Origin of the sequence: Burkholderia sp. AU15512, assembly GCF_002223325.1 — a bacterium.
Classification (GTDB): domain Bacteria; phylum Pseudomonadota; class Gammaproteobacteria; order Burkholderiales; family Burkholderiaceae; genus Burkholderia.
Genome location: NZ_NKEX01000003.1, coordinates 1,721,766 through 1,747,604 on the forward strand (window position 1 = coordinate 1,721,766; position 25,839 = coordinate 1,747,604).

Below are 25,839 nucleotides of genomic sequence, written 5' to 3' on the forward strand. Positions count from 1 at the left end.
CCGCCCTTTCCGTTTTCAGCCCTATAGGAGACTTTCACATGGCAACCATCGGTTTCATCGGCCTCGGCATCATGGGCGCGCACATGGCGCGCAACCTGCTCAAGGGCGACCACCAGCTCGTCGTGAACGGCGCGTTCCCGATCCCGGACGACCTGCGCACGAGCGCGAAGGTCGTCGCGAACTCGACCGAAGTCGCGAAGAACGCGGACATCATCATCTCGATGGTGCCGGATACGCCGGACGTGCGTAACGTGCTGTTCGCCGACGACGGCGTCGCGAAGGGCCTCTCGGCCGGCAAGCTCGTGATCGACATGAGCTCGATCTCGCCGCTCGACACGCAGGAATTCGCGAAGCAGATCAACGCACTCGGCTGCGACTACCTCGACGCGCCGGTGTCCGGCGGCGAAGTCGGCGCACGCGAAGCGACGCTGACGATCATGGTCGGCGGCCCGGAGGCGGCATTCGAGCGCGCCAGGCCGCTGTTCGAGAAGATGGGCAAGAACATCACGCTCGTCGGCGACAACGGCGCGGGCCAGACCTGCAAGGTCGCGAACCAGATCATCGTCGCGCTGAACATCGAGGCGGTCGGCGAAGCGCTGCTGTTCGCCGCTCGTTCGGGCGCCGACCCGGAGCGTGTGCGCCAGGCGCTGATGGGCGGCTTCGCCGCGTCGCGCATCCTCGAAGTGCACGGCGCGCGGATGACCAAGCGCACGTTCGATCCGGGCTTCCGCATCGAGCTGCACCAGAAGGACCTGAACCTCGCGCTCGACGGCGCACGCAAGCTCGGCCTCGCGCTGCCGCATACCGCGAGCGCGCAGCAACTGTTCAGCGTGTGTGCGTCGCACGGCGGCAAGACATGGGATCACTCGGCACTCGTGCGCGCGCTCGAGATCATGTCGAACTTCGAGATCGGCCAGACGCCGGCCACGTAACACGGCTGCAACGATGCGCGTTTCCGCTGCGATGGCGGACGCGCGCGACAGACACGCGTGACCGGCACGGCCGGTCGCATCGATGCGCGAGGCGCCACGCACTCGCGCATCACGGTGGGGCGCCCCGCCCTGCACTGCCGATGGCATGCGGGACGGGGCGAAAAACGCCGCTCTGGGCTGAGAGCGGCGTGGTGGGGTCCGCAGCGGCACCCGGCGACGCCGGGGAAGCCTTGGTCGGTCAGACGTCGTCGTCGGGTGTCCGCCTGTCGGATTTCGCGTATTACATTTCTTTACGTTCAAGCGTGCGATTTTTCATGCAATCGTCGTCATGAACGCCTACACTTTCGCCACGCCTTTCGAGAAAACCGCCGCGCTAGCGTTCACCTCCGGTGACCGCGCCCAGCGCGGTGTTTTTTTCGCCACTTCACGGCGCGTTTTCTTTTCAACCACCTAAGGAGTGCAACGATGGGTCTTCTTTCGTTTATCAAAGAGGCGGGTGAAAAACTGCTGGGTCATGCCGATGCGCAAGCCGCGGAAGATCCGAATGCTGCAAACCAGACCGCGGCCGATGCCATCAAGAACTACATCAACACGCAAGGTCTCGACACGTCGAACCTGACCGTGGCGTTCGACGGCGCCTCGCGCACCGTGACGCTGTCGGGCAGCGTCGCCGACCTCGACACGAAGGCCAAGGTCAAGGTCGCGGCCGGCAACGTGCAAGGCGTCGCGGGCGTCAACGACGACGATCTGCAGCCGGACGATCCGGAAGTGCAGTACCACGACGTGAAGCCGGGCGACACGCTGTCGGCGATCGCCAAGGAAGTCTACGGCGACGCGAACAAGTACCCGGTGATCTTCGAGGCGAACAAGCCGATGCTGTCGAGCCCGGACCGGATCTACCCGGGCCAGAAGCTCGTGATTCCGCCGCAGTCCTGAGCATTGTTGCCGGACTGACGGACGCTAAAAAGGCAGGCCGATGGCCTGCTTTTTTTCATGATGACGCGCGCGGCCCGCGCCGCGCGTATCGGTCAGCCGGTCACAGCGTATCGAACACGCGCTGCAGCGCGTCGCGGCCGTGAATGCCGTTCGCGAGCGCGAGCATCAGCAGCACGCGCGCCTTGAACGGGTTCAGCGACCCTGCGCTCACGAAGCCGAGCGCATCGTCGCTCGCCGCGCCGTTGCGCATCACGTGCCCGGACCCGACGCGCGACGCGCGAACCACCGCGACGCCCGCGTTCACCGCATCGGCCAGCGCCGCCTGCAGCGTCGCATGGATCGAGCCGTTGCCCGTGCCCGCGACGACGAGACCGCGCACGCCGGCCGCGACGAGCGCGTCGACGGCCGTCCGCGTCACGCCCGCGTAGCTCGCGACGACGTCGACAGGCGGCCACGCGGCGGCGATCGCCAGTGGCGTGTCGCGCGAACGCGTGACGCGGCGGGCGAATTCGACCCGGCCGTCCTGCACCCAGCCGAGCGCGCCGAGTTCCGGCGACTGGAATGCATCGACCGCATAGGTGCTCGTCTTCACGACGTCGCGCGCGCCGTGGATCCGGTTGTTGAATGCGACCAGCACGCCCTGCCCGCGCGCGGACGGATGCGCGGCCACCGTCACCGCATTCAGCAGGTTCAGCGGGCCGTCGGACGACAGCGCGGTCGCCGGCCGCATCGCGGCCGTCAGCACGACCGGCTTGTCGCCGTCGACGACCAGGTGCAGCGCATACGCGGTTTCCTCGAGCGTGTCGGTGCCGTGGGTGATCACGATGCCGTCGACCGCCGGGTCGGCCATCAGCGCGTCGATCCGCGCGGCGAGCGTATTCCACAGCGGCAGCGCGAGATCCTTGCTGTCGATACTGGCGATCTGCTCGGCGTCGACGCGCGCGACGGACGCGAGCGCCGGCACCGCGTCGACCAGGAAAGTGACGCCCAGCGCGCCGGCCTGGTAGCCGGCCGTGCTGGCGGCGTCGGGCGCGGCGCCGGCGATCGTGCCGCCGGTGGCGAGCACGGCGATGCGCGGCAGGGCCGCCGCGGACGAAGGGGATGCGGAATTCGAAGTGTTCATGGCCGCGATTGTAAAGGCTTGCGGCCAGGTTCCGGCGCGGCGACCGAGGCCGGCCGCCGCGCATCATGGTTTGTCCCGATCGTCCGGTGACGCGTGCCGTCAACGGCCGTGGCGTCCGCAACGTTATAGAAAGTGCCGTTTTGGTGTTTTCACATTGATTTGCCATAATCGGAGCGCGCTGTGCGATGCGACCCTATCCTCATTGCACGGTGCTTCGTGGCGGCGTCGATCACACGCAATTCACCCCATGGGAGTGTCGAAATGAAAATCCAATCGCTCGTAGCCGCAGTGCTTCTCGGCGGCATGCTGGCTTCCCCCGCGTTCGCGGCGAACAGCCAGCAGGACAAGATGAAGGCCTGTAACACCCAGGCAGCCGGCAAGACGGGCGATGAACGCAAGGCGTTCATGAAGGACTGCCTGTCGGCGAAGCCCGCGAAAGCCATGTCGCAGCAGGAAAAGATGAAGGCGTGCAACACGCAGGCCACCGGCAAGAAAGGCGACGACCGCAAGGCGTTCATGAAGAGCTGCCTGAGCAGCCAGCCGGCCGCCTGAGTTCCGGCGCTCCCGTATCGAATGCCGCGCACCGCTTCGGCGGGCGCGGCATTTTTGTTTTCGTTGCACGCGCATCGACGCGCCCCGCCCCCGCGTTTCTTCCGCGCATTTGTGACGCCTCCCGCCCCGCTTTCCCGGCCCGCCGTGCCGGCGCCGCCACATGGTGCGGCAATTCGCCGCGTTTTCTTCTATGATGGCTGCAACGCGGCCCATCCAAGTACAAGAAGCGCCATCGGGCCGCCCTCGAGACAGACGCGCACACGCGTCAAACGGAGGCATGGATGGCATGGAGACAACACCGCTGGTTCCGCCGCTGGCTGATCGTGATCGTATTCTGGGCCGTGCCCGTCGCGATCGTCGCCGTGCGCGAGATCCGCGAGGAGATGGCGTACAACAAGGCGGACCTGCAACTCGCGCTGACCACCTGGCAGCTCACCGATGCGCAGCAGGCCGCCGGCGCCGCCGCGAAGTGCCACGGGGAATCTGACGAGGCGCGCGCGGCCGGCTGCCCGGCCGACGTGCTCGCCGCCAATGCGCCGCGCCAGCAGGCGGCCCGCGACGAATACGTGGTGCGCCGCAATACGCTCGCAGGCTATCTGTGGCATGCGTTCGTCGGCTATTGGGTCGTGCCGGCCGCGTTCCTGTTCGCCTGCGGCGTCGTGATCGCGCTGATCCGCCGCGCGCTGCGCCGCCCGCCGATCAAGCCGCCTGTTCCACCCGTCACGCACTGATGCGCGCGGCAGGCGCCGCCATCCGATCGACCATCGTGTTTCCCGCATGCCGATACGACGTCGGCGCGCGGGTGCCGGTTCGTCCGTTGGCGCGCCGCGACATCCCCGAGCGATTTGACGCTTTTTCACGTCGCAACGAAAAGAGGCTGTAATCCGCTGTGATATAACTGCCGACGTGATCCGCTCCCTGAGCGAGACTCACTCCGAACATCATCCGATGGAGAAGAACGATGCAAAAACGGAATCTTGTGCTGAAAGCCGCCGCTGCGCTCATCGTCGGTAGCCTCGCGCTCACCGGTTGCACCACCACCCCGGACAAGCCGGACAACGCCGCAACGAACGCGTCGAAGCGTCAGGCAATCGACTCGAGCGTCGACGCCACGCTGTCGCGCATGTACTCCACGGTCAAGGGCTCGCGCGAACTCGTCGCGAAGTCGCGCGGCGTGCTCGTCTTCCCGGACGTCATCCAGGCCGGCTTCATCGTCGGCGGCCAGTCCGGCAACGGCGCACTGCGCGTCGGCGGCAGCACGGTCGGCTACTACAACACGTCGTCGCTGTCGGTCGGCCTGCAGGCCGGCGCGCAGTCGAAGGCGATCGTGTTCCTGTTCATGACGCAGGAAGCGCTCGACGAATTCCGCGGCTCGGACGGCTGGGCGGCCGGCGCCGGCGCATCGGTCGCGCTCGTGAAGATGGGCGCGAACGGCGCGGTCGACACGACCACGGCCACCGCGCCGGTCCAGGTCGTCGTGCTGACGAACGCGGGCCTGATGGGCGACGTGTCGATCAACGGCACGAAGGTCACGAAGCTGAAGATCTGACGCTCGCGCACCGCCCGTGCGCACCGCGCGCAGGCCATGCACAAACGGCGATGTCCTTGCGGGCATCGCCGTTTTTTCATCCGCGCGCGTCGTGCGCGTCGCGCGTCAGGTCGTCGAGTCGATCACCTTGAAGCGTGCGCGCTTCTGCGCACGGATCACCGACTGGTAGACGTCGACATACTGCTGCGCCATGCGGCGCGACGTGAAGCGTTCCTCGAAGCGCTGCCGCACGCGCGCTCGCGGCAGCAGGTGCAGCCGGTTCACGGCGGCCACCGCGCTGATTTCGTCCTCGACGATGAAACCCGACACGCCCTCGTCCACCACTTCGGGCACCGCGCCGCGATTGAACGCGATCACCGGCGTGCCGCACGACATCGCCTCGATCATCACCAGGCCGAACGGCTCCGGCCAGTCGATCGGGAACAGTAGCGCATGCGCGCCCGACAGGAATTCGGCCTTCTGGTGATCGGCGATTTCGCCGATGAATTCGACGTGCGGCAGCGCGAAGAGCGGCTTGATCTCGCGCTCGAAGTATTCCTCGTCGGCCGCGTCGATCTTCGCGGCGATCTTGATCGGCAGCCCGCACTGGCGGGCGATGCGGATCGCCGTGTCGACGCGCTTCTCCGGCGAAATGCGGCCGAGGAACGCGAGATAGCGCGGCTCGACCGGCTGCGGCATGTACAGCGTATCGGGCAGCCCGTGGTAGACCGTCGTCAACCATTTCGCCTGCGGCAGCGGCTGGCGTTGCGCGTTCGAAATCGAGATCACCGGCGCCGTGTTGAACGTGTCGAACACCGGCTGCTGCTCGGGCAGGTCGAGCCGGCCGTGCAGCGTCGTCACGTAGGGCGTTTCCTGCCGGTTGAAGACCGAGAACGAGTAGTAGTCCATGTGGAAATGGAGCACGTCGAAGTCCTTCGCGCGGCGCGCGACCGTCTCCATCAGCAGCATGTGCGGCGCGACCCGGTCGCGGATCGACGAATCGAGCCGCAGCGCGCGCGGCCAGACCGGCTCGAGCTTCGCCCGCGTCGTCGAATCGCCGCTCGCGAACAGCGTCACATCATGGCCAAGCTCGACGAGCGCCTCGGTGATGTAGGACACGACGCGCTCCGTGCCGCCGTACAGCTTCGGCGGCACCGATTCGGTCAGCGGCGCGATCTGGGCAATTCTCATGGTCCACGTCTCCTGTGTCCTGTCCGTTGCGTCACGGCCGGCGGGCCTTCGGGCTTTCACGCCCCGGCCCCCCATGCAGCGCCAGCCGGATATCCCTTCATTATTCGCGATCCCGCTGCGCGGAACCGCCCGTCTTTCATTTTATGGGTGTTGTTACAGGCAGGATACATTCCGCGTTTCGGGCCGATCCGGCCCCCTATGCGACGATCGCGCCCGAACGCGTGCCGCCGCCCTGCCCGTCAGCGCGACGGCCACTTCCATGGCGGCAGGTCGCGCGTATCGGCATCGACGAGCCCGGTCGCGCCGAGCTGCTTGTCGAGCACCAGCGATTCGCAGCCGGCCTCGCGCTCGAGCGTCGCGATGAGCCGCGCCGCGTGCGACACGACGAGCACCTGCGAACGCTGCGCCGCCTGCGCGATCAGGCGGCCGAGCGCCGGCAGCAGATCGGGGTGCAGGCTCGTCTCCGGTTCGTTCAGCACCATCAGTGCCGGCGGCCGCGGGGTCAGCAGCGCGGCCGCGAGCAGCAGGTAGCGCAGCGTGCCGTCCGACAGCTCGGCCGCCGCGAGCGGCCGCAACAGCCCCGGCTGGCGCATCAGCACGTCGAAGCGGCCACGGCCGCCCGGATTGTCGATCTCGACCGACGCGCCGGGAAACGCGTCGTCGAGCGCCGCATCGAGTGCCGCGCCGTCGCCGATCTCTCGAATCGTCTGCAACGCGGCGGCCAGGTCGGCGCCGTCGTCCGCGAGCACCGGCGTATGGGTGCCGATGTGCGACTGTCGCGCCGGCGCCTGCGCATCGGTCCGGAAGTGATCGTAGAAGCGCCACGAGCGGATCCGTTCGCGCACCGCGATCATCTCGGGCGCGCCGGTTGGATCGGCGAACTCGGTCATCATGCTGTCGAAGCTCGCCACCGGCTGCGGAATCGTCTGCCAGTCGCCCGACGCGGTACGCGCGCGGATCTGCGCGCCCTGACGGTCGACCAGCAGCGTCGACGGGCGCAACATCGCGCCGCCCCAGATGCACTCGCGCTTCACCACCGGATCGAGCGAGAACTGCGTCGCGTCGTTCTTCACCGGCATGCCGAGATCGATCGCATAGCCGAAATCGTCGCAGGCGAAGCCGAGCTTCAGGCTCACGGGCCCCTTGCGCACCGTGCCGGTAACCGGTGCGTCGCCGTCCAGCATCGCCCGCGAAAAGCGCTCGGGGCCGGCCCACAGCGTCGACGGCAACCCGCCTTCGCGGGCGAGCGACGGGATCACGCGCCCCTGCGCGGTGTCGGCGAGCAGCCGCAGTGCGCGGTACACGCTCGACTTGCCGCTGCCGTTCGGCCCCGTGACGACGTTGAGCGCCGAGAGCGGCACGATCAGCTCGCGCAGCGAGCGGTAATTGGCGATGGCGAGCGTGTTCAGCGCGGTCATGACGATGGAGGATGAGCATGCGGGCCGCTGTCAGCGGCCTTCGGCGGTCTGCGGGTCGGCCGCGGTATTGGCCGCCGTGCTGGCGGCAGGCGAGCGCGCGTGCGGCCGTTCGGGATTCGGCGCATCCGGCGCGGCATCGTGCGGATACAGTTCCATTCGGCTGCGCGGCAGGCATTGCGGATAGCGATCCTGCAGGTACGCGATCAACCCTTCGCGCACGCGGCAGCGCAGGTCCCAGCACGACGACGAATCGGCCGCGCTGACGAGCGCGCGCAATTGCATCGTGCGCTCCGTCGCGTCGGTCACCTGCAGCACCTGCACGCGGCCGTCCCACTCCGGCGCCGCGTGGACGAGCCGCGCGAGCTCCTCGCGCAACGGCGCGAGCGGCGTGCGGTAATCGACCGACAGATAGACCGTGCCGATGATTTCCGAGCTGCTGCGCGTCCAGTTCGTGAACGGGTTCTCGATGATCCACTGCAGCGGCACGACGAGGCGCCGCTGGTCCCACAGCCGCACCGACACGAACGACCCGGTGATTTCCTCGATGCGCCCCCACTCACCCTGGATCACGACCACGTCGTCGAGCCGGATCGGCTGCGTGAGCGCGATCTGCAGCCCGGCGATCAGGTTGCCGAGCACCGGCCGTGCGGCAATACCGGCGACCAGGCCCGCGACGCCGGCCGACGCCAGCAGGCTCGCGCCGACCTGGCGCACGTTCGGGAACGTCATCAGCGCGGCGCCGGTGCCGATGATCACGATCAGCACCATCACGGTCCGCACGAGCACCTTGGCCTGCGTATGGATGCGCCGGGCCTGCAGGTTGTCGGCCGTATCGATCGGATGCGCCTGGATGATGGCGTCGCCGACGCCTGCCGCCAGCCGCACCAGCAGCCACGTGAGCGAAACGATGGAGCCGACCGCCGCCGCCGTGCGCATGCCGCGCACGAACGACATGCCGTCGTCGGCCTGGACCCACAGGAATTCGAGCGCAAGCAGCGCGAGCACGACGAGCGACGGCCGGTCGATGTAGCGCAGGATCGCGCTCATCAACGGATACGGCTGCGCGATGCGCTTGACGATGCGTGCGCCGAGACGGTGCACGACCGTGACGACCAGCAAGACGATGATGGACACGGCCAGCGTGCCGAGCCATGAATGCAGCGGCGCATCGGTGATGCGCTGCAGTTCCTCGATTGAAATCATCGGCGCCCTTGGGTAATGAGGCGCGCACGCCTCGTCCTGGATGCGTCGGCGACGCCCGGCCCGCGCGCGGGCCCGGACACGGCGTCAGGTCAGCTGCCGCTCCTGCAGGGAAACGCCTTGCCGAGACCGAGCGACACCGCGGTGCTCGCGTTGTAGTCGGCCAGCTTCGGATTTTCCGCGATGTACTTGCGCACCGCGTCGGTCATCTGCTGCGCCCGGATGTCGGGCGGCAGGCAGAAATACTGGCCGACCCGCGGCCCCGTCGTGCCGCCGATCGCATCGATGGTGTTGTAGACGCCGTCGGCGGCGCCTTCGATGTAGGCCGCGCACGACGCCCGCGACTTGACGTCCGTCTTCGCGCACAGCCGGTCGAGATCAGCGCCCGTGAAAGCCGCCGCCGACAACGGCACGGCAAACGCCGCGGCACAAAACATTGCGCGCAACATGGTGTTCCTTATGTCAATGCGGCCCGAGACCGCCTGCTGCCTTGGCCGGCGCGGCGCCGGGACGCCCTGCTCCGGCCGGAATCCGGCCGGGCGGGCACCGTCTGCCGCACCGAAAACCGTCATTTTGCACTCTTTTGCGCCTCTGCCGGCGTCGATGCCCCGATGCGGGTCGTCCGCTTGCTCAGGATCTCGATCGCGTCCGGCGCGTTGTAGTGCTTCGCGAATTCGAGCGCGGTGATGCCGAGCTGGTTCTTCACCTGCGGATCGGCGCCCTGGTCGAGCAGCAGCGTGACCGTCGACGGATGGTTGCCGCGTGCGGCCATCATCAGCGGCGTCGTGCCGTTCGGCGAGGCGGTATCGATGTACGCGTCGTGGTCGAGCAGCAGCTTCACCACTGCATCCTGGCCATTGGTGGCCGCGTAGTGCAGCGGCGCCCAGCCCTTCTTGCTGACTTCCGCGCCCTTGTCGATCAGCAGCTTCGCGAGGCCGACGTCGCCGTTCAGCGACGCGAGCATCAGCGCGGTTTCGCCGGCCTTGTCTTCCTTCTCGAGGTCGACGTTCGGCGTCGTGGCGAGCGCCGCCGCGACCTTGTCGGACTTCTCGCGCGCGGCGATCACGATCAGCGGGTCGCCGTTCGGCGCGATCGTGTTCGGGTCGAGCTTACCGCTCTTGAGCTGCTTGCCGATGTCGGCGATGTCGTCGAACTTGACGGCCTTGACGATCGCATCGAGCGATTCGGCATGCGCGCCGGCTGCCGCGAACAGGCCGCTCGCGACGAGCGCGGCGGCAACGAGTGCACGTTTCGGCAGATGGTTGGTCGGCTTCGTCATTGTTGTGGGCTCCTTCCCTGGGTTGTCGGCTGCGCACCCGTCGTTAGCGGGCGATCTTGAACAGCCGGAAAAAGTTCTGCGTCGTCGCATCGGCGAGCGCCTCGACGGCGATCCCGCGCTCGGATGCGATAAAGCGTCCGACATGGCTGACGTACGCAGGTTCATTCGGCTTGCCGCGATACGGCACCGGCGCGAGGTACGGCGAGTCGGTCTCGATCAGCAGCCGGTCGAGCGGCACGCGCCGCGCGACGTCCTGCACGTCGGTTGCATTCTTGAACGTGACGATGCCCGACAGCGAGATATGGAAGTTCTGCGCGAGCGCCTGCTCGGCCACCGGCCACGGCTCGGTGAAGCAGTGCATCACGCCGCCCGGCACGCCCGCACGTTCCTCGGCCATGATCCGCAGCGTGTCTTCCGACGACGAGCGCGTGTGGATGATCAGCGGCTTCATCGTCGCGGTCGCCGCGCGGATATGCGTGCGAAAGCGTTCGCGCTGCCATTCCATGTCGTCGATCGAGCGGCCTTCGAGCCGGTAGTAGTCGAGGCCCGTTTCGCCGATCGCGACGACCTTCGGGTGCGCGGCCAGCTCGACGAGCTCCGCGAGCGTCGGCTCGTGCATGTCCTCGTGATCGGGATGCACGCCGACCGACGCATAGACGTTGTCGTGCGCGTCCGCGATCGCCAGGACCTCCGGCAGCGTCTCGAAATCGACCGACACGCACAGCGCGTGCGTAACGTCGTGCTCGCGCATGTTCTCGAGAACGGCCGGCAGGCGGTCGGCCAGGCCCTTGAAATTGATATGGCAGTGAGAGTCGACGAACATCGTGTTTCCTAATACGTAAGGCGGGCGCTCATGCGCGCACCGGCATGCGGCAACGGGCGGCGTTCGCGGGCCGGACGGCCACGGTCGCGTCGCGGCGTGGGCCCGTCATCGTTTCGCAACCCGCGAGAAACAATGCCGGATCACGCGAACATTTCCCGATATCCGAGAAACAGTTCCTCGAATACGAGCCGCGCGTTGAGCGGATGGTTCTCGACCGTCCGCTGCCGCGTCACGGCCTTCATGAAGCGGGCGAACGCGTTCGCATCGACCGCTTCCGCGCAGCGCGCGAGCGCCGCCGCGTGCATCGGGAAGTAGCGCGGCGCGCCCGCCATCCGCTGGGCGAGCAGGTCGTACAGCCAGCGCTGCAGCCAGCCGAGCACCAGCGGCACCGGCAGTTTCTGCAGCGTCTCGCCGCATGCGAACGGGTCGCAGGCCGCCCCGGCCGCGAGCTGCCCGAGCGTGTAGTCGCGCAGCGGGCGGTTCTCGTCGCTCGCGAGCGCCAGCGCGGCGAGCGGCGCACCGCCGGCCTCGGCGAGCAGCGCCGGCGCGTGATCGACGCCCTGCGCGGCAAGCCAGGCCGCGGCCGCGTCGGGCGCCGGCACCGCCATCGGCCACTGCCGGCAGCGGCTGACGATGGTCGGCAGCAGGCGGTCGATGCGCGCCGACACGAGCAGGAACACGACGCCGGACGGCGGTTCCTCGAGCGTTTTCAGCAGCGCGTTCGACGCGGCGACGTTGAGCGCTTCGGCCGGATACAGCACGACGACGCGCGCGCCGCCGCGGTGCGAACCGACCCCGCAGAAGTCGAGCAGCGCGCGCACCTGCTCGATCTTGATTTCCTTGCTCGGCGCCCGCGTCTTCTTGCCGCCTTCGTCCGCGTCGGCCGCCTTCGCGTCGTCCGCAGCGCCCGGCGCCTCGCCCGCCAACGCCTCGGGCAGCACGATCCGGTAGTCCGGATGGTTGCCCTGCGAGAACCACGTGCAGGCCGCGCAGGCGCCGCACGGCTCGCCGTTCGGCCGCGGCGATTCGCACAGGAAGCCCTGCGCGAGATGCTGCGCGAACTGCAGCTTGCCGATCCCGGCCTGGCCATGCAGCAGCAGCGCGTGCGGCCATTGCGCGCGCAGTTGCTGCAGGCGGTTCCAGTCGTCGGTTTGCCACGGATAGATCATGGGGTGCGTTCCTTGCGAATTACAGCGCGGCGAGCACGCGTTCGAGCTGCTGGCGGATCTCGGGAATCGTCTGCGTCGCATCGACGATCGCGAAGCGGTGCGGCGCCTCTTCCGCGCGCCGCAGGTACTCGCTGCGCGTGCGCGAGAAGAACGCGTCGGATTCGCTCTCGAACTTGTCGGGCATGCGCGCGGCACCGCGGCGCTCGCTCGCGACTTGCGGCGCGACGTCGAACAGCACCGTCAGATCGGGTTGGAACCCGCCCTGCACCCAGCGCTCGAGCGTCTCGAGCTTGTCGCGCGGCAGCCCGCGGCCGCCGCCCTGGTACGCGAATGTCGCATCGGTGAAGCGGTCGGATACGACCCAGTCGCCGCGCGCGAGCGCCGGCTCGATCACGAGCGCGAGATGCTCGCGGCGCGCGGCGAACATCAGCAGCGCCTCCGTCTCGAGATCCATCGGCTGGTTCAGCAGGATCTCGCGCAGTTTCTCGCCGAGCTGCGTGCCGCCCGGCTCGCGGGTGACGACGACTTGCCGACCGGCCGCGGCCAGCTTGCCCTGGAGGCGTTCGCAGAACCATTGCAGGTGGGTGGTCTTCCCCGCCCCGTCGATGCCTTCGAACGTGATGAATTTACCGCTCGCCATTATTGACCTCGTATGTACTTGTCCACGGCCTTGTTGTGGTCGCCGAGCGTGTCCGAGAACACGCTCGTGCCATCGCCTTTCGCGACGAAATAGAGCGCGCTCGTCGGTGCCGGATTGATCGCCGCCTGCAGCGCGGCCACGCCCGGCAACGCGATCGGCGTCGGCGGCAGCCCGCGTCGGGTGTAGGTATTGTAAGGAGTGTCGGCCTGCAGGTCGCGCTTGCGCAGGCGGCCGTCGTACGCATCGCCGAGCCCGTAGATCACCGACGGATCGGTCTGCAGCGGCATGCCGATGCGCAGCCGGTTCGCGAACACGGCCGCGACGAACGCGCGGTCGGCCGCATGGCCCGTTTCCTTTTCGACGATCGACGCGATCGTCAGCGCTTCGTAAGGCGTCTTGTACGGCAGGCCCGGCACGCGCGCGGCCCAGGCCTCGTCGAGACGCGCCTGCATCAGATGGTACGCGCGCCGGTAGATGTTCAGGTCGCTCGTGCCCTTGTCGAACAGGTAGGTGTCGGGGAAGAACAGCCCCTCGCCGCTGCCGCGCTGCACCGCGCTTTCCGGCGCGCCGATCGCGCGCAGCAGCTCGGCGTCGCTCATGCTGGCCGTCGCGTGCGCAAGATCGGGGTTCGCGTCGAGTTCCGCGCGCATCCGCTTGAAGGTCCAGCCTTCGATGACCGTCGCGACATACTCGTTCACGTCGCCGCGCGCGATCTTCTGCAGCACCTCGTAAGGCGTGATGCCGGTCTTGAATTCGTAGTTGCCGGACTTGAGCCGGCTCGACAGCCCGAGCACGCGCGTCATCGCGACGAAGCCGAGCGGCTCGACCGGCACGCCGCCACGCTTCAACTGCAGCGCGACGCTCTTCACGCTGCTGCGCGGCTTGATCGTGACGTCGAGCGATGCCGAACCCAGCAGCAGCGGCCGGGTTGCCCAGTAATATCCGCCGCCCGCGCCGGCAGCGGCCACGACGACGGCCAGCGCCACGATCGTCGCGGCGCATTTCTTCAGTAGGGACATGGAAACGTGACTCAGGTAAGACCCATATAATACTTGCTCGCCTCCGTCAAAGTCAGGGTTGACTGTTCCCTCATTCCATGAGCACACCGTTCGCTTCACCGGCAGTCCAGGCCGCACCCGCCTCGCTCCCCGTTTTCCCCCGCCCGTCCGCCGCCGATTTCGATGCGCCGGGCGCATGCATGCCGTTGCCGCAGTTCGGCGTGATCGACGTGGCCGGCGATGATGCCGCGACGTTCCTGCACAGCCAGCTCACCAACGACATCGAACATCTCGACGCCGCGAGCGCGCGGCTGTCCGGCTACTGCTCGCCGAAGGGGCGCCTCCTCGGCTCGTTCCTCGCGTGGCGCGCCGGCCACGGCGTGCGCCTGCTGGTGTCGAAGGACGTGCAGGCCGCCGTGCAGAAGCGGCTGTCGATGTTCGTGCTGCGCGCCAAGGCGAAGCTGACGGATGCGAGCGACACGCTCGCGGTGGTCGGTTTCGCGGGCGACGTGCGCGACGCGCTGTCGGGCATCTTCGACGCGCTGCCGGACGGCGTGCACGTGAAGGTCGACGGCCCCGCCGGCACGCTGATCCGCGTACCCGACGCAGCCGGTCGCAAGCGTTATCTGTGGATCGGCCCGCGCACCGAAGTCGACGCGCGCATCGCCGCGCTCGGCGGGTCGCTGCCGGTCGTGTCGCCGGCCGTGTGGGACTGGCTCGACATCCGCGCGGGCGAACCGCGCATCACGCAGCCTGCCGTCGAACAGTTCGTGCCGCAGATGGTCAACTTCGACGTGATCGGCGCCGTCAACTTTCGCAAAGGGTGCTACCCGGGCCAGGAAATCGTCGCGCGCAGCCAGTACCGCGGCACAATCAAGCGCCGCACGGCGCTCGCGCACGTCGCGGGCGAGACCGATACCGTGCATGCCGGCGTCGAGCTGTTCCACAGCGACGATCCCGGCCAGCCCTGCGGGATGATCGTCAACGCGGCGGCCGCGCCCGCGGGCGGGGTCGACGCGCTCGTCGAGATCAAGCTCGCCGCGCTCGACAACGGCACGGTGCACCTCGGTGCGGCCGACGGCCCGGCGCTCGCATTCGATACGCTGCCGTACGCGTGGCCGACGGAAGCGTGATGCACTGACAACCCGTTCGGGCGCCGGCTCGCGAGTCGCAGCCGGCGCCCGATGTTTCCTGCGAGAGATTCGCCCGATGTGTCTGATTGCCTTCGACTGGCAGCCCGATGCCGCCGCCGGTCCCGTCTTTACCCTCACCGCCAACCGTGACGAGTTCTTTCGTCGAACCAGCGCGCCGCTCTCGTGGTGGGAAGATGTACCGGGCGTGCTGGCCGGCCGCGATCTCGAAGCGGGCGGCACGTGGCTCGGCGTATCGCGCGACGGCCGCTTCGCCGCGCTGACGAACTACCGCGCGCCGTTCGACATCCGCGCGGGCGCACCGACCCGGGGCAAGCTCGTGTCCGATTTCCTCGGCGGCCCGTCCGTCGCGCCGCTCGACTACCTCGGACAGCTCGCGGAGCATGCGGCCGTCTACAACGGCTTCAACCTGCTCGTCGGCGACTGGCGACGGCGTGAGCTCGCGTGGTTCTGCAATCGCGCGCCCGAAGGCGAAAGCAGTGTCGCCGCGCCCGTCGCGATCGCGCCCGGCGTGCATGCGCTGTCGAATGCGCGGCTCGATACGCCCTGGCCGAAAGTGGTGCGCAAGCGCGCGGAGCTCGGCACGCTGCTCACCGACAATCCGACCCCGTCGCTCGACGAACTGATCGCGCTGATGCGCGACCCGCATGTCGCGGACGACGACGCACTGCCGCATACCGGCATTCCGATCGAGCGCGAGCGTGCGCTGTCGGCTGCATTTATCGAGACACCCGAATACGGTACGCGCGGCACGACTGCGCTGCGCGTCACGATGAAGGAAGGCGTGCGGCTGACGGTCGAGATCAAGGAGCGCTGCGACGACGACGGCTCGCACCGCACCGTTCGCCCGGGCACGTTCGAGCGCGCGTTCACGTTCGACCTCGACGCGACGCCGCGGCGCTGAGCGCGCGAACAGGCGCTGCGCTACGGCGCGCGCGCCATCTCGACGTGCGGCACGCCGGCTTCGACGAACGGTTCACCGACCGCCGCGAAGCCGTGCCGCAGGTAGAACGACACGGCCGAATCCTGCGCGTAGAGCCGCACGACGATTTCGCCGCGGCGCCGCGCCGCCTCCAGCAGCGCGTTCAACACGGCTGACCCGACGCCCTGCCCGCGTGCATCGGCCAGCACCGCGACGCGGCCGATCGTACCGGACGGCAGCAGCCGCCCCGTCGCGACCGCGCGCCGCGCGCCGGTCGCCGCATCGACGCGGTACGCCACCGCATGGAGCGACAGCGGATCGTCGTCGTCGAGTTCCCATTCCGGCGGTATCTGCTGCTCGCGCACGAACACCGCGTCGCGGATCCGCGCGGCGTCGCCGCCGAGTACCGTCCAGTCGCCCGTTTCCACCACGCCATTCGTCATCGCAGCTCCCATGCGGCGCGGACGCCGCCAAACAACCACCGTCAAACGTCGTCGAATGCTGCCTTCAACGCCGCGACCGCGTCGGCATGCGCGGCTCGCACCTCGGGCACGTAGCCGCCCATCTTGAAGAATTCGTGGATCATCCCCGGATAGCAGACCAGCGTGACCGCGTTTCCCGCCGCGCGCAACTTCTCCGCATACGCGGCGCCTTCGTCGCTCAATGGATCGTATTCGGCCGTCGCAATCCACGCCGGCGCGACGCCCGCGAACGACGGCGCATCGCGCGTGCCGTCGAGCGGCGCGAAACGCCAGTCGTCGCGGTCCGCCCGATCGCGCACGTATTGCGTGAAGAACCACTGGATCGTGTCCTGCGTCAGCAAGTAGCCGTTCGCGAGCCGTGCGTGCGATTCGGTGTCCTGGAAGCCCGTCACACCCGGGTAGATCAGCATCTGCAGCGCAAGGCGGATGCCCGCATCGCGTGCGAGCACCGCGCAGACGGTCGCGAGCGTGCCGCCCGCGCTGTCGCCGCCGACGGCCAGCCGTTCGGCATCGATGCCGAACGTGGCCGCTTCGCGATGCAGCCATTGCAGCGCGTCGTCGGCGTCGTTCACCGCGGTCGGAAACCTGTGTTCGGGTGCGAGCCGGTAGCCGACCGACAGCACCGCACATTGCGCATCATGCGCGAACATCCGGCACAACGCGTCGTGCGTATCGACGCTGCCGACCGTGAAGCCACCGCCGTGGTAGTAGACGAGCGCGGGCAGCGGCTCCGCGAGGCTCGGCGCGACCGGCAGGTACAGCCGTGCACCGATCGTCCGACCATCGCGCGTCGGCACGACGCACGCCTCGACCGAATGCATCGGCGCCGGTGCGACGTCGAGGATCGGCGCGCTCTTCTCATACGCGGCGCGCGCCTGCTGCGGCGTCTGGTGGTGATAGGACGGACGTTTCGCGCGCTCGATCATGTCGAGCACCTGGGCGATCTTCGGATTCAGCGGCATCGGTGAGGACGGCGCCTGCGGGGCACCGTGAACGAACAAGCGTGCATGATGCCATGCGTGCGTCAGGCGGGCGTGATGCGCCGTACGTTGCGACATGCCGCGGTGGGCGATGCACGCCGCAAAACAAAACGGCCCTGCCGGTTAAGAGGCAGGGCCGCCGTGCGTCCGGGCGCTTACGCGTCGCTCGGGCCGGGCTGGGCGTCCGGCGCGGTGCGCGAACGTTGCCGCTTGATGTCGCGGCCCACCGCGAGCCGCCGCATGTACTTGAACGTGCCGAGCGCCTTCGCGACGAAATTGCCGTCGCTGTCGCGCACTTCGCCTTCGCAGTAGGCCATCGTCGTCGAGCGATGCATCACGCGCCCGTAAGCGCGCAACTCGCCGCGCCCCGGCTGCATGAAGTTCACCTTCATCTCGACCGTGACGACGCCGATACCGTCGTCGGTCAGGCTGCGTGCGGCCATCGCGAGCGCGATGTCCGCGAGCGTCATCGTCACGCCGCCGTGCGCGATGCTCCACGTGTTCATGTGCCGCTCCTCGAGCGGCAGCACAATCTCGCTTGCGCCGTCCTTCGCGGACACGAGCTGCACGCCGAGCATGTCGACGAACGGGCTTTCGATCGACGGGCCGTCCGTCGGGGTTGCCGCGTCGCTCATCGTGCGCTGTCGACGATGTAGTCGACGCACTCGCGCGATTCGGCCACCGCGACGACGAATTTCTTCACTTCCTGGTGAACCGGATGCACCTGGTAGGCATCGAGTGCGGCCTTGTCCGCGAAATCGGATACCAGCACGATGTCGGCGGTCGCGTCGAGGCCGGGCGTCGCCACGCCGACGTCGATCTGCAGCGTGCCCGGCACGAGGTCGCGGCAGCCTTCGAGCTTTTCCTTCAGCTTCAGCGCGTTCTGCGCGCGCGTCGCGCCTTCGGCCGATTCTTTCAACTTCCACATGACGATATGACGGATCACTTCGGTTGCTCCTGTTCGTTCCGGTTCGGCGACTTGCCTGTCACCCTTGCCAATCGGGCATCTTACGCCCTTCGGCCGTTCGCTTGCGTTCGCCGGACAATGCGTCTAGCCGAGAAAGCAGGGGTATTACCGGGGGTATCATTTCAAGCATCCGGGGACGATACCCCCTTCTTCACCGCGCCGCTTAGCGGCATCAGGATCCGACAAGCGAAGGCAGACAACAAGCCTACCAAACTTACTGATGGCTATGGACTGTATCTTGGTAAATCCGCCCAGCTCCAAACTCTAGCGATACAAGTACAGAATTGCCGGGAAGGCGAATCTCTTCGCGATCGACGTATGCCGATGTCCATCGGCTGATTCTCGAAGTGCCACACCTACGAATTGCGCTGCGTGAGATAAGCACCCTGACCGGCAATGCCACGAGAATGATCGCGTACCTCGATCGTGCCGACGAGCTGCAATACGCGGCCCCGCTGCGCCGCCTGTCAAACAAGCTCGACAAGGAGATCATGCGGGCCGGACGCATGGGTAATTCGCGCGCATCCGTTGCTCCGTTCTCTGACGAGTGGCGTGCACGCGAAACCATGAAATGCAGGCGCCACGACGTCCCCGGCGAACCCGATCGCGGCTCCGACAAGGCAACTAAGCTGCCTGAGTTCCAACGCCTGACATGGGAGGAGTTGCGCGACGCATGGAGCGCGACCGCCTCCAAGAAAAATCGGGCACTCACGATCGAACAGCGCTTTGTGTTGGAAGTCGTGCACGTGCGCCGGACGCTGCGGCTCATGGAGAAAATGGTCTGCGCTGCCGAGCTGGAATTGAAGAAGAACGGCTATCCCGACTTGTTCGCGCTCGACCAGCTCCGGCATGATCGAGGGCACTCGCTTCGATTGGCGCTGCCGCCTGCCCGTGAACGCGATGCCGACACGATTAATCGCACCGGCATCATCACCCAGAACAGCCCCACGGGCCGCGCCGCATCAGTTGAAGTAGATAATGACCTGCGGTCGACCGGAACCTGCGTAGGCCGGAGTGCGTAGGCAATCAGTTCCGTCACATGTTGCCTTATAGGGCAGGCCCGGACCATTTATAGCTCCGCTGTCAATTTGTGAAGTCCACTGCCCCGGAAACCCCCAAACATTATAGTCGTGATGCCACTCAACCGGATTACTTGGCCCACCCACGGCAACAATGCTCCACTTCACATATTTCTGCGTCTGAGAACACGACGGCCACGAATCATTATCACTCAAATTTATTTGATATGCCGAACCAGCCGGAATATCAAGAGATTGGTTTCCGGGTCCATACATACACTGGTAGTCGCCTCGCGTGATCTTTAATTCGTAAGAGCCATTACAATTATTGAATGTCACATCATGATACGCTTGCTTCGAACGATGGGCATCGTTGCAATTTATCCAACCATCAAGATTTTGCTCTTTCGGGTTCGGATTTTTCGCCTGAACATCTTCACCTTGCCTCGACGCACTTGGCCCGCCTGCCTCCTCCGCATGCGCAACATTGATTACAAAAAATAAAGCGAAGATTAGCATCACAGACCAGCATGCACTGACTAGCAGAGATGACCTCTTAACACTTTTCAATGACATTGATTTCGAACGGACATGCACTCCCTCGTTAGCCAACTCGAACACCAAGGCACTGACGTCGCCATATGAATTCATACACCCCCCGAAATGAAGCGTTAAATTTTCACAACCGCAAGACATTCAATCCGCTCAACCACCACTCAACATAAAAAGCCAATCCAAAGCCCCCCCCGATACACCGCCTTAAATTTAATAAATTCATTTATTAAAATAAAAAAACAATCACCCTCACCTTATCCACTGATTCCTCAACAATCAATTACAGGCCATTACACACCTTCAATCGCAGCAAAAATTGCCAGCAAATCTTTCAGAGAATCCGGTCCACCTACCCGTAGGTAGCATGGCCTCGGCCGATTCACTGACACAGACAGCCGAAAGGCAACCGGGAAGCGTATCGCTGCACACTTTCCGGCCGCCTTGTTTCTCTCGAGACCGCTCGGCCTCGATTGCCGCGCTACTGCGGCAGATTAGTTTGCGTGTCGCTGCTCAACGCGTCGTAACTCCGCTCGCACTGCCGGCCGGCGACGCCGCGCTCGTCAGCGATCCTCGCCAACTCTCCCGCGCGCTCGTCAGCCCGGCCGAACACATCGGCAAGCAGATCGAGGGGGCACCGGCTGTCGTGCTTCCACCGGCAGCGCCGGCACGCCGGACGTCGGCGATAAGCGCGGCGACCTGCTTACGCAGCCCATCAGCAGCTCCACCAGCAGCGGCGGCATCAGCCACCGCCTGATCACATTCTTTCGCAGCATCGGTTGCGACCGCGAACACGAAAGCTGCAGCAGCCGCTGCCGGTGCAACGTCGGCGGACCTGTGGACGACGCCTTACGAATCACTCCGCTATGACCCACGCGACAACGTTCGCCCGGTCGATCCGGAGTGGGTCAAGGAGCTGACCGCGTTGATGATGCAGAACGGATACGACAAGGCCGCCCCGCTGCACTGCTATGTGCGCAAGGCGGACGGGGAAGACTACTTCTACGTCTTCAAGGGGCAGCACCGCTACCTCTCAGCAGGCGCGGCGATTAAGGCCGGGAAGGATCTGGGAAAGATTCCGATTGTCGTGCTGGATTCTCGCGAAGTGAAGCGACCGAAGATGGTCGTCGACGGTTACTTGAGCAATCGCTCAAAGCCATCGTCGCCGCTCGATCTCGCGACCTCGATCGCTGAACTGCGGGACGTTCACAAAATGAACGCGGACGACATCTGCGCCCAGTTGAACATTTCCGAGCAGTCGATCCGTGATGCAGCACTGCTTGAAAAGGCACCCACCGAACTGCACGACCTCGTCCGCAACGGCTCGATCGCAGGCACCGTCGCGATCGAAGAGATCCACACGCACGGCGGCGACAAGGCGCTTGAACGCATCGTGTCCGGGCCGTCGAAAGCGAAGGAAGCCGGTAGGAACAAGGTCACGAAAAAGCACCTGACCGGCGGCACGTCGAGCACCGAGCCGGCAGCGGCCAAAGCAGCAAAGATCAACGACGCGTGTGCAAAGCAACTTTTGCAAGCGTTGCAGGCGGTCCTGCACGACCCCGTTTTCGGCAAGCTATCCCCCGGAACGATCCGCGGTGTCCACACAGCGCTCTCGCCGCTCGCCGATCTCCTCGACACTCCGCAAAAACCACGAATCTACCCCGTGACCGCACCGGATCAAGACGGCCGCTGTGTCGCGACCGATACGCTTCGCTCACCCAACTGCAAGCGGACGAAGAAACCGATCGCCGAGATCTACGTGGCCCAACCGAAAGTGGATCAGTGGATTTGCGCGGCTATGTACAACTTCGACGACAGCTTCGCATCGACGCCACTGAAATATGGCCCCGGCACCACGAGCTATCCGACGCGGATGCAGGCGGTTCAAGAAGGGGCTCGGTGGCTTAGAAAGGTTCTCGCCAGTGAAAACATCAAGCGACAAAGAGATCTGCCGGTCGTTCTTCAGTGGCTCGACGACATCCTCCAGTTGCCCGACCCCGACTGGACGCCCGAGACGGCGCAGGAGGCCGCCCGATGACCTCGCGCCCGGCTAACGCACTGGCGAGCGTCAGCAGCACTTCGATGCAGTCGAACAACGTCGGGCTGACGCCCGCAAAAGCGATCCAGAAAGACGAAGCGCCGCTCGCGCGGCGCAAACCTATCCAGACGAACGAAGCCTTGGCGAATAGCCGCCAAGTCAGACTCGCGCAACTCGACGCCCTTCGCATCAAGATCCGCTCACTGATCAGCGAGATCTCGCACGCGGCCGACGTCGAGCTGCTGAACCTGATGGCCGACGAGATCGGATCATTCGCTCGCCACAAGGCGGCGCAGGATGCGCGCACCTGGGCCGCGACCGCTACGATCACGCTTGAAACGGGGCTAATGCAACTCGCCCGTGCAACTCAGCCCGTCACCGAATAACGAGGTACAGAGAATTGAGCACCACCACCGAACGACTGTTGCGACTTCCGACCGTTCTGGACATGGTCGGCTTGGGCAAGACGACGATCTACGACTTGATGAAGGAAAGTAGTTTCCCAAGACCACGAAAATTTCGCAATCTCTCACTATGGGCAGAGACAGAAGTACAAGCATGGATTCGTTCCATCACATCGCACGAAACGTCCATCGCCCAATCATCTGCCTAAGTCGAGACCTGATCCGTCAGCCAGCATCGGATCAGGTCTAAAGCTACTTGGGTAGTCACCTCCCTTTGATCAGAAGCAGGACAACCAGGATCGCGACCAGCGCAGCGAGCCACTTCAAGCCAGCGAACACCTTGTCGAGCCGTTCCGTCAGCGCCACGACGGGATTCCTGCCGTCCGTGCGCAGCGGCATCTGCGCTGAGCGGCCATCTCCCGGCAGGCTGACCTTCGGGAAATCAATGGCGAGATACACGACATATCCGCTGGCAGTTGCCGGTGTTTCAAATGTGCTGCCATCCTCGCCGGGCCTGAGGAACGCGCGGAATCCACTCGTCAGCGCAGCACCGGACGGGATCGACGTGTAGACGTCCCGCAGGCACAGCCCGGCCCTGACGGCAGTGACCTGTCCCGCCTCGACGCCGTCGGCAAGTGCCTGCATGCTGCTCGCCGGCACGTCACACATTGCCCACCACTGAGCCGGTTCCAGCATCTCGTCATCGGACTCGTTGTAGCCGAGCCTTGCCGTGCCAAGCGGATCGTCCGAATGGGCGATGCCTAGTGCGTCCTGCAAGTTGCGAAGGCCTTGCCGTTCAGTCTCTCCGATCTCGCGAGCCGCGAAGGTGATGTGTACCGTGCGCGTGTCGTTCTGCCCATCCCCAATGATCGACAGACAGCAGTCGTCCAGACTTGCAGTCCCCTGGACATAGGTTGACAGCATCGAGTGTGTTGTCCCGCCAGCCGGCTCCAGTCGCCTGATGACCTGAATGTCCTGCAGAGTGAGCCACAGCGACTTCGCCGGGTAGTACGTCTGCACGCTGCCATCGGTACTCACCTGCTGAAGCGTGTGGTCGTTGCACTCCCTGATTTCGATACCATTCTGCGCGTCCTCGCGCAATCGGCCACCGCTTTCATGCCGGCGCTGTTCATCGTATCCGGGAAGTTGACCAATATCGGGAAATGTCGCGCACGTCCTGGGCGCAACCTTGACGTTATCCAGAATGTCATCACGAGTGCGGATCTTCGTAACCAGCATTCCGTCGCGTCCGCCCAATGCAGAACAAGATCGTGAGAGCTTCCCGAATTGCGTAACGGTGACGGGAAGCACGTCGCGGGCACCCGGGCCGGGTGTTGCCTCGGTCACCTGCCGCGTGAACGGATCAACATGCTGGGGCCGAGGGGTGTCTGAAACCTTCACAAGCGCCGGAAGCAGCCGGCTCAGCAGGTCTGCGCATGGAGCAAGCAGTGGCAGGAACAGGCAGGCCAGCGACAGATTGAACAGGGTATAAAAATCGGCCACCACCCGCCCGTTGTCCGGCTCGATTCTGACCATGACGCAGCCGATCGGCGTGAGGGCTGCAAGAACAAGCACGACACCGACCGACATGATGAGCAGATTGCCAACCGGCAAGCGCCTGGACACAGGATCGTGCGTGACGGTTCCGTCCAGCACCGGGTGGATGGCAGCGCCCAGATTCGCGCCCAACACCAATGCGAAAGCTGTATCGGGTGGAACCACGTTCTGCCCGCAGAGTGACACGATCAGGAGAACGGCTGCCACGTTCGAATCGGCGGCCCAAGTCAGGCCAGCCGCCAGCAGGAAATCGACCAGCGGTTCCGTCGAGGCGGCACCCAGCAACATCCGAAGGCTCGGCGCATCCTCGTAGTCTGTCATCAATTCCTGCAGGTGATGCAATGCGAGCAGCAACAGGCCCAGACCGATGAACATGCGCCCCAAGTCGTGCGCGCGCGTGTTGGATGCCTTGCGGAACATCAGCACGCCAACGAGGACCAGTGCAGGCGACACGGTCTCGACTGCGAACGAAAGCGCCTGCACGATCAATGTCGCACCCACGTTCGCGCCAAGCATGACGGCCAGCGAGGAAACCAGGTCGACGCGCCCTTCCGTTGCAAACTCCCGCGTCATGACTGCCGTTGTCGCACTGCCTTGCAGCACCGCCGTGACGCCCAGGCCGCCGAAGAAGGCAGGAAATCGCCCGTGAAGCATCCGCCCCAGAAGTGCCCGAAGTTCAGCGCCGAATGCGCGCTGCACGCCGGTCTGAGCCATTTGCGTGCCCAGTAGCACCAGTGCAATTGAGCCCGCGAGATCAATCAGCGTAAACGTGAATGTCATAGTTCTTGCTCCCCGACGCCGATCAGTTGCTTTTTGCAACGTTCTCCGTACTGCGGTTCGCTCACGCCCGTAGCCAGTTCGCAAGAAAAGGCGAACTCGAATGCGTCTCGTCACGATGGAGATACGCACGACCGAACCGTAGATCAGGCGACGCGACCTTCCCCCGAAGACTCCGTGCGCCAGGTTTCGGTCAACCGCGGCGGTTTCCATGAAATCACGCGCCTGAACCCATTCCCCATTGCAAGTGGCGTGCCATCAATGCCGGATGGGCGTGCATGGGGACTTGAAGCCAGAAATACGGAAATGGGCACGCCGGCCGAATGAATGTGTTTCAGCGCTGATACAGGCCCGCATCTATCGTGCGACGGCCTATGTCGATTGCCGCTGCTGCGAGCGCCCAGTGTCCGTGCGGCGGCATCGCCGGCACGAGCCGGCCGAGCGCGTCGCTTTTCAGACGCATCGGATCGTTTCGAAATTGAAACGCGCGGTGCGACACGTCGACGAGTACGGCCAGGTAGGAGGCAGAGAGCGCACCTGGGTCGGCGGCCTTCAGAGATGGCTGTCCAACGTCGATTCCGCCGGAACGACAGGTAGGCCGGTCGACGACGCGTGCGGATGGCGCCTGACGGCCGGTGGCCGCCGGTCGTGACCGCCGGGAACTGGCCGGACTACACGTCGACCGTTGGAAGCGCAATCTCGTGCATCTTCCTCCAGCGGCCCAACGAGTTCTCCAGCAAAGCGACAGAGCGACAGCATGTTCGAATCGCCTCCCGCGCAGACAGACGACGTTCGAGTTCGACGGCCGCCCATTGTGCTGTCGCGGCATCCCCGTGCGCGACAGTCAGATGCGGAACGATGCCATCGTGTGCACCACCATAGTGGCGAAACATGGGAAAGCGCTCGGCCAGCGCAGTCGTCAAGGCGACGAACGGTTCCGCCGGATCGGGAGCAAGATAAGTGGTGACTGCAAACCGCTCGACCTTCCTCAACGAAAATTCGAATGGCTGCACAACACTCAGCGCGCTTTGCGCCTGACGCAGAACGTCGGGCGTAATTTCGTCAGGCGGCATGAAGGGAAACAGAACCGTGACGTGCGCCGGCACGCCCAGGTCGGAGGTAGCATCAAACCGACTCCGAAGGTCCGCTACAGTTGACTCGGCTGCAGGAACCTCAACGACGAACGCTGTTGTGAGCATTC

General features: G+C 65.5%; 29 protein-coding genes and 1 pseudogene. 12 read left to right on the forward strand and 18 right to left on the reverse strand.

Features of this window, described 5'->3' with window-relative positions:
• Positions 1–38: 38 nt before the first annotated feature.
• The 3 genes from CFB43_RS10595 (at position 39) to lysM (ending at position 1,868) form a co-directional block, all read left to right on the forward strand.
• On the forward strand, positions 39–932 hold the full coding sequence (locus CFB43_RS10595) for a 2-hydroxy-3-oxopropionate reductase (RefSeq protein WP_089495018.1): 894 nt from the start codon (positions 39–41) through the stop codon (positions 930–932).
• A gap of 328 nt (positions 933–1,260) precedes the next feature.
• The gene (locus CFB43_RS38795) at positions 1,261–1,386 is read left to right on the forward strand and encodes a hypothetical protein (RefSeq protein WP_256093589.1); all 126 of its coding nucleotides are present in this window, start codon (positions 1,261–1,263) and stop codon (positions 1,384–1,386) included.
• Positions 1,387–1,397: 11 nt separating this feature from the next.
• Positions 1,398–1,868 carry a peptidoglycan-binding protein LysM gene (gene lysM / locus CFB43_RS10600; protein ID WP_039367010.1) on the forward strand — a complete coding sequence of 157 codons (471 nt, stop codon included), beginning with the start codon at positions 1,398–1,400 and terminating at the stop codon, positions 1,866–1,868.
• 100 nt (positions 1,869–1,968) lie between these two features.
• Here lysM and CFB43_RS10605 read toward each other — a convergent pair whose 3' ends face one another.
• Positions 1,969–2,991: an asparaginase gene (locus tag CFB43_RS10605; RefSeq protein ID WP_089495019.1), complete on the reverse strand. Its 1,023-nt coding sequence runs from the start codon at positions 2,989–2,991 to the stop codon at positions 1,969–1,971.
• A 261-nt stretch (positions 2,992–3,252) separates the two neighbouring features.
• On the opposite strand from CFB43_RS10605, the gene CFB43_RS10610 reads away from it, so the two are divergent.
• The 3 genes from CFB43_RS10610 (at position 3,253) to CFB43_RS10620 (ending at position 5,092) form a co-directional block, all read left to right on the forward strand.
• A complete protein-coding gene (locus CFB43_RS10610; protein WP_043188161.1) occupies positions 3,253–3,543 on the forward strand; it encodes a PsiF family protein in 291 nt (96 codons plus the stop codon).
• 281 nt (positions 3,544–3,824) lie between these two features.
• Positions 3,825–4,274 carry a hypothetical protein gene (locus CFB43_RS10615; protein WP_179254817.1) on the forward strand — a complete coding sequence of 150 codons (450 nt, stop codon included), beginning with the start codon at positions 3,825–3,827 and terminating at the stop codon, positions 4,272–4,274.
• Positions 4,275–4,504: 230 nt separating this feature from the next.
• Positions 4,505–5,092 carry a BPSL1445 family SYLF domain-containing lipoprotein gene (locus tag CFB43_RS10620; protein WP_039367021.1) on the forward strand — a complete coding sequence of 196 codons (588 nt, stop codon included), beginning with the start codon at positions 4,505–4,507 and terminating at the stop codon, positions 5,090–5,092.
• A gap of 105 nt (positions 5,093–5,197) precedes the next feature.
• On the opposite strand, the gene CFB43_RS10625 is transcribed toward CFB43_RS10620, so the two are convergent.
• From CFB43_RS10625 to mltG, 9 genes are all read right to left on the reverse strand, one after another.
• Entirely contained in the window at positions 5,198–6,262 is a 1,065-nt protein-coding gene (locus CFB43_RS10625) for a glycosyltransferase family 4 protein (RefSeq protein ID WP_089495020.1), read from the reverse strand.
• A 239-nt stretch (positions 6,263–6,501) separates the two neighbouring features.
• A complete protein-coding gene (locus tag CFB43_RS10630; RefSeq protein ID WP_089495021.1) occupies positions 6,502–7,680 on the reverse strand; it encodes an AAA family ATPase in 1,179 nt (392 codons plus the stop codon).
• Between the two features lie 30 nt (positions 7,681–7,710).
• Positions 7,711–8,883 (reverse strand): mechanosensitive ion channel family protein, encoded by a 1,173-nt coding sequence (locus CFB43_RS10635; RefSeq protein WP_089495022.1) that lies wholly within the window; start codon positions 8,881–8,883, stop codon positions 7,711–7,713.
• A gap of 89 nt (positions 8,884–8,972) precedes the next feature.
• Entirely contained in the window at positions 8,973–9,329 is a 357-nt protein-coding gene (locus CFB43_RS10640) for a Rap1a/Tai family immunity protein (RefSeq protein WP_059506076.1), read from the reverse strand.
• A gap of 119 nt (positions 9,330–9,448) precedes the next feature.
• Positions 9,449–10,159 (reverse strand): ankyrin repeat domain-containing protein, encoded by a 711-nt coding sequence (locus CFB43_RS10645; RefSeq protein WP_089425602.1) that lies wholly within the window; start codon positions 10,157–10,159, stop codon positions 9,449–9,451.
• A 43-nt stretch (positions 10,160–10,202) separates the two neighbouring features.
• On the reverse strand, positions 10,203–10,982 hold the full coding sequence (locus CFB43_RS10650; RefSeq protein WP_089495023.1) for a TatD family hydrolase: 780 nt from the start codon (positions 10,980–10,982) through the stop codon (positions 10,203–10,205).
• Positions 10,983–11,122: 140 nt separating this feature from the next.
• Positions 11,123–12,151, reverse strand: a complete 1,029-nt coding sequence (locus CFB43_RS10655; RefSeq protein WP_089495024.1) for a DNA polymerase III subunit delta' — start codon at positions 12,149–12,151, stop codon at positions 11,123–11,125.
• Positions 12,152–12,170: 19 nt separating this feature from the next.
• Positions 12,171–12,791 (reverse strand): dTMP kinase, encoded by a 621-nt coding sequence (gene tmk / locus CFB43_RS10660; protein WP_039367036.1) that lies wholly within the window; start codon positions 12,789–12,791, stop codon positions 12,171–12,173.
• Positions 12,791–13,810, reverse strand: a complete 1,020-nt coding sequence (mltG, locus tag CFB43_RS10665; protein ID WP_089495025.1) for an endolytic transglycosylase MltG — start codon at positions 13,808–13,810, stop codon at positions 12,791–12,793. Before mltG ends, tmk begins: the two co-directional genes overlap by 1 nt.
• Positions 13,811–13,887: 77 nt before the next feature.
• Between mltG and ygfZ the strand changes: the two genes are divergently transcribed.
• Positions 13,888–14,922: a CAF17-like 4Fe-4S cluster assembly/insertion protein YgfZ gene (ygfZ, locus tag CFB43_RS10670; RefSeq protein WP_089495026.1), complete on the forward strand. Its 1,035-nt coding sequence runs from the start codon at positions 13,888–13,890 to the stop codon at positions 14,920–14,922.
• A gap of 76 nt (positions 14,923–14,998) precedes the next feature.
• Entirely contained in the window at positions 14,999–15,844 is an 846-nt protein-coding gene (locus CFB43_RS10675; protein WP_089495027.1) for an NRDE family protein, read from the forward strand.
• A gap of 20 nt (positions 15,845–15,864) precedes the next feature.
• Here the strand turns inward: CFB43_RS10675 and CFB43_RS10680 are convergent, their stop codons facing one another.
• From CFB43_RS10680 to CFB43_RS10695, 4 genes are all read right to left on the reverse strand, one after another.
• Positions 15,865–16,305, reverse strand: coding sequence for a GNAT family N-acetyltransferase (locus CFB43_RS10680; RefSeq protein WP_069248160.1), 441 nt, complete (start codon positions 16,303–16,305; stop codon positions 15,865–15,867).
• 41 nt (positions 16,306–16,346) lie between these two features.
• Entirely contained in the window at positions 16,347–17,306 is a 960-nt protein-coding gene (locus CFB43_RS10685) for an alpha/beta hydrolase (RefSeq protein ID WP_089495301.1), read from the reverse strand.
• Positions 17,307–17,479: 173 nt separating this feature from the next.
• Positions 17,480–17,959, reverse strand: coding sequence for a PaaI family thioesterase (locus tag CFB43_RS10690; protein WP_046545900.1), 480 nt, complete (start codon positions 17,957–17,959; stop codon positions 17,480–17,482).
• A complete protein-coding gene (locus tag CFB43_RS10695; protein WP_027787175.1) occupies positions 17,956–18,270 on the reverse strand; it encodes a Dabb family protein in 315 nt (104 codons plus the stop codon). Before CFB43_RS10695 ends, CFB43_RS10690 begins: the two co-directional genes overlap by 4 nt.
• 428 nt (positions 18,271–18,698) lie before the next feature.
• Here CFB43_RS10695 and CFB43_RS10700 point away from each other — a divergent pair, with 428 nt between their 5' ends.
• On the forward strand, positions 18,699–19,313 hold the full coding sequence (locus CFB43_RS10700) for a hypothetical protein (RefSeq protein WP_089495028.1): 615 nt from the start codon (positions 18,699–18,701) through the stop codon (positions 19,311–19,313).
• A 1,030-nt stretch (positions 19,314–20,343) separates the two neighbouring features.
• Here the strand turns inward: CFB43_RS10700 and CFB43_RS10705 are convergent.
• Positions 20,344–20,645: pseudogene (locus CFB43_RS10705) on the reverse strand (DUF2514 family protein); the annotation flags it as partial.
• 142 nt (positions 20,646–20,787) lie between these two features.
• Here CFB43_RS10705 and CFB43_RS10710 point away from each other — a divergent pair.
• The 3 genes from CFB43_RS10710 to CFB43_RS39185 are packed head-to-tail and all read left to right on the forward strand — an operon-like array spanning position 20,788 to position 22,513.
• Positions 20,788–21,900, forward strand: a complete 1,113-nt coding sequence (locus CFB43_RS10710) for a pyridoxal phosphate biosynthetic protein PdxJ (protein ID WP_256989967.1) — start codon at positions 20,788–20,790, stop codon at positions 21,898–21,900.
• Between the two features lie 44 nt (positions 21,901–21,944).
• Positions 21,945–22,286 (forward strand): hypothetical protein, encoded by a 342-nt coding sequence (locus CFB43_RS10715; protein WP_089495302.1) that lies wholly within the window; start codon positions 21,945–21,947, stop codon positions 22,284–22,286.
• Positions 22,287–22,324: 38 nt separating this feature from the next.
• A complete protein-coding gene (locus tag CFB43_RS39185) occupies positions 22,325–22,513 on the forward strand; it encodes a helix-turn-helix transcriptional regulator (protein ID WP_373452538.1) in 189 nt (62 codons plus the stop codon).
• Between the two features lie 55 nt (positions 22,514–22,568).
• On the opposite strand, the gene CFB43_RS10725 is transcribed toward CFB43_RS39185, so the two are convergent.
• The 3 genes from CFB43_RS10725 to CFB43_RS10730 form a co-directional block, all read right to left on the reverse strand.
• A complete protein-coding gene (locus tag CFB43_RS10725; protein ID WP_089495029.1) occupies positions 22,569–24,641 on the reverse strand; it encodes a Na/Pi cotransporter family protein in 2,073 nt (690 codons plus the stop codon).
• A 331-nt stretch (positions 24,642–24,972) separates the two neighbouring features.
• Complete coding sequence (locus tag CFB43_RS38800; RefSeq protein WP_256989968.1) at positions 24,973–25,101, reverse strand: hypothetical protein; 129 nt, start codon at positions 25,099–25,101, stop codon at positions 24,973–24,975.
• A gap of 208 nt (positions 25,102–25,309) precedes the next feature.
• Positions 25,310–25,837, reverse strand: a complete 528-nt coding sequence (locus CFB43_RS10730; protein ID WP_089495030.1) for a 2'-5' RNA ligase family protein — start codon at positions 25,835–25,837, stop codon at positions 25,310–25,312.
• Positions 25,838–25,839: the final 2 nt, after the last annotated feature.

Coding starts and splice junctions, on each gene's coding strand:
- CFB43_RS10715 (WP_089495302.1), top strand. CDS start 21,945: ATGCAGTCGAACAACGTCGGGCTGACGCCCGCAAAAGCGATCCAGAAA.
- CFB43_RS10620 (WP_039367021.1), top strand. CDS start 4,505: ATGCAAAAACGGAATCTTGTGCTGAAAGCCGCCGCTGCGCTCATCGTC.
- ygfZ (WP_089495026.1), top strand. CDS start 13,888: ATGAGCACACCGTTCGCTTCACCGGCAGTCCAGGCCGCACCCGCCTCG.
- CFB43_RS10680 (WP_069248160.1), bottom strand. CDS start 16,305: ATGACGAATGGCGTGGTGGAAACGGGCGACTGGACGGTACTCGGCGGC.
- CFB43_RS10685 (WP_089495301.1), bottom strand. CDS start 17,306: ATGCCGCTGAATCCGAAGATCGCCCAGGTGCTCGACATGATCGAGCGC.
- CFB43_RS10645 (WP_089425602.1), bottom strand. CDS start 10,159: ATGACGAAGCCGACCAACCATCTGCCGAAACGTGCACTCGTTGCCGCC.
- CFB43_RS10690 (WP_046545900.1), bottom strand. CDS start 17,959: ATGAGCGACGCGGCAACCCCGACGGACGGCCCGTCGATCGAAAGCCCG.
- lysM (WP_039367010.1), top strand. CDS start 1,398: ATGGGTCTTCTTTCGTTTATCAAAGAGGCGGGTGAAAAACTGCTGGGT.
- CFB43_RS38795 (WP_256093589.1), top strand. CDS start 1,261: ATGAACGCCTACACTTTCGCCACGCCTTTCGAGAAAACCGCCGCGCTA.
- mltG (WP_089495025.1), bottom strand. CDS start 13,810: ATGTCCCTACTGAAGAAATGCGCCGCGACGATCGTGGCGCTGGCCGTC.
- CFB43_RS10655 (WP_089495024.1), bottom strand. CDS start 12,151: ATGATCTATCCGTGGCAAACCGACGACTGGAACCGCCTGCAGCAACTG.
- CFB43_RS10635 (WP_089495022.1), bottom strand. CDS start 8,883: ATGATTTCAATCGAGGAACTGCAGCGCATCACCGATGCGCCGCTGCAT.
- CFB43_RS10625 (WP_089495020.1), bottom strand. CDS start 6,262: ATGAGAATTGCCCAGATCGCGCCGCTGACCGAATCGGTGCCGCCGAAG.
- CFB43_RS10615 (WP_179254817.1), top strand. CDS start 3,825: ATGGCATGGAGACAACACCGCTGGTTCCGCCGCTGGCTGATCGTGATC.
- CFB43_RS10610 (WP_043188161.1), top strand. CDS start 3,253: ATGAAAATCCAATCGCTCGTAGCCGCAGTGCTTCTCGGCGGCATGCTG.
- CFB43_RS38800 (WP_256989968.1), bottom strand. CDS start 25,101: ATGCGTCTGAAAAGCGACGCGCTCGGCCGGCTCGTGCCGGCGATGCCG.
- CFB43_RS10730 (WP_089495030.1), bottom strand. CDS start 25,837: ATGCTCACAACAGCGTTCGTCGTTGAGGTTCCTGCAGCCGAGTCAACT.
- CFB43_RS10630 (WP_089495021.1), bottom strand. CDS start 7,680: ATGACCGCGCTGAACACGCTCGCCATCGCCAATTACCGCTCGCTGCGC.
- CFB43_RS10595 (WP_089495018.1), top strand. CDS start 39: ATGGCAACCATCGGTTTCATCGGCCTCGGCATCATGGGCGCGCACATG.
- CFB43_RS10725 (WP_089495029.1), bottom strand. CDS start 24,641: ATGACATTCACGTTTACGCTGATTGATCTCGCGGGCTCAATTGCACTG.
- CFB43_RS10700 (WP_089495028.1), top strand. CDS start 18,699: ATGATCGCGTACCTCGATCGTGCCGACGAGCTGCAATACGCGGCCCCG.
- CFB43_RS10650 (WP_089495023.1), bottom strand. CDS start 10,982: ATGTTCGTCGACTCTCACTGCCATATCAATTTCAAGGGCCTGGCCGAC.
- tmk (WP_039367036.1), bottom strand. CDS start 12,791: ATGGCGAGCGGTAAATTCATCACGTTCGAAGGCATCGACGGGGCGGGG.
- CFB43_RS10640 (WP_059506076.1), bottom strand. CDS start 9,329: ATGTTGCGCGCAATGTTTTGTGCCGCGGCGTTTGCCGTGCCGTTGTCG.
- CFB43_RS10675 (WP_089495027.1), top strand. CDS start 14,999: ATGTGTCTGATTGCCTTCGACTGGCAGCCCGATGCCGCCGCCGGTCCC.
- CFB43_RS10605 (WP_089495019.1), bottom strand. CDS start 2,991: ATGAACACTTCGAATTCCGCATCCCCTTCGTCCGCGGCGGCCCTGCCG.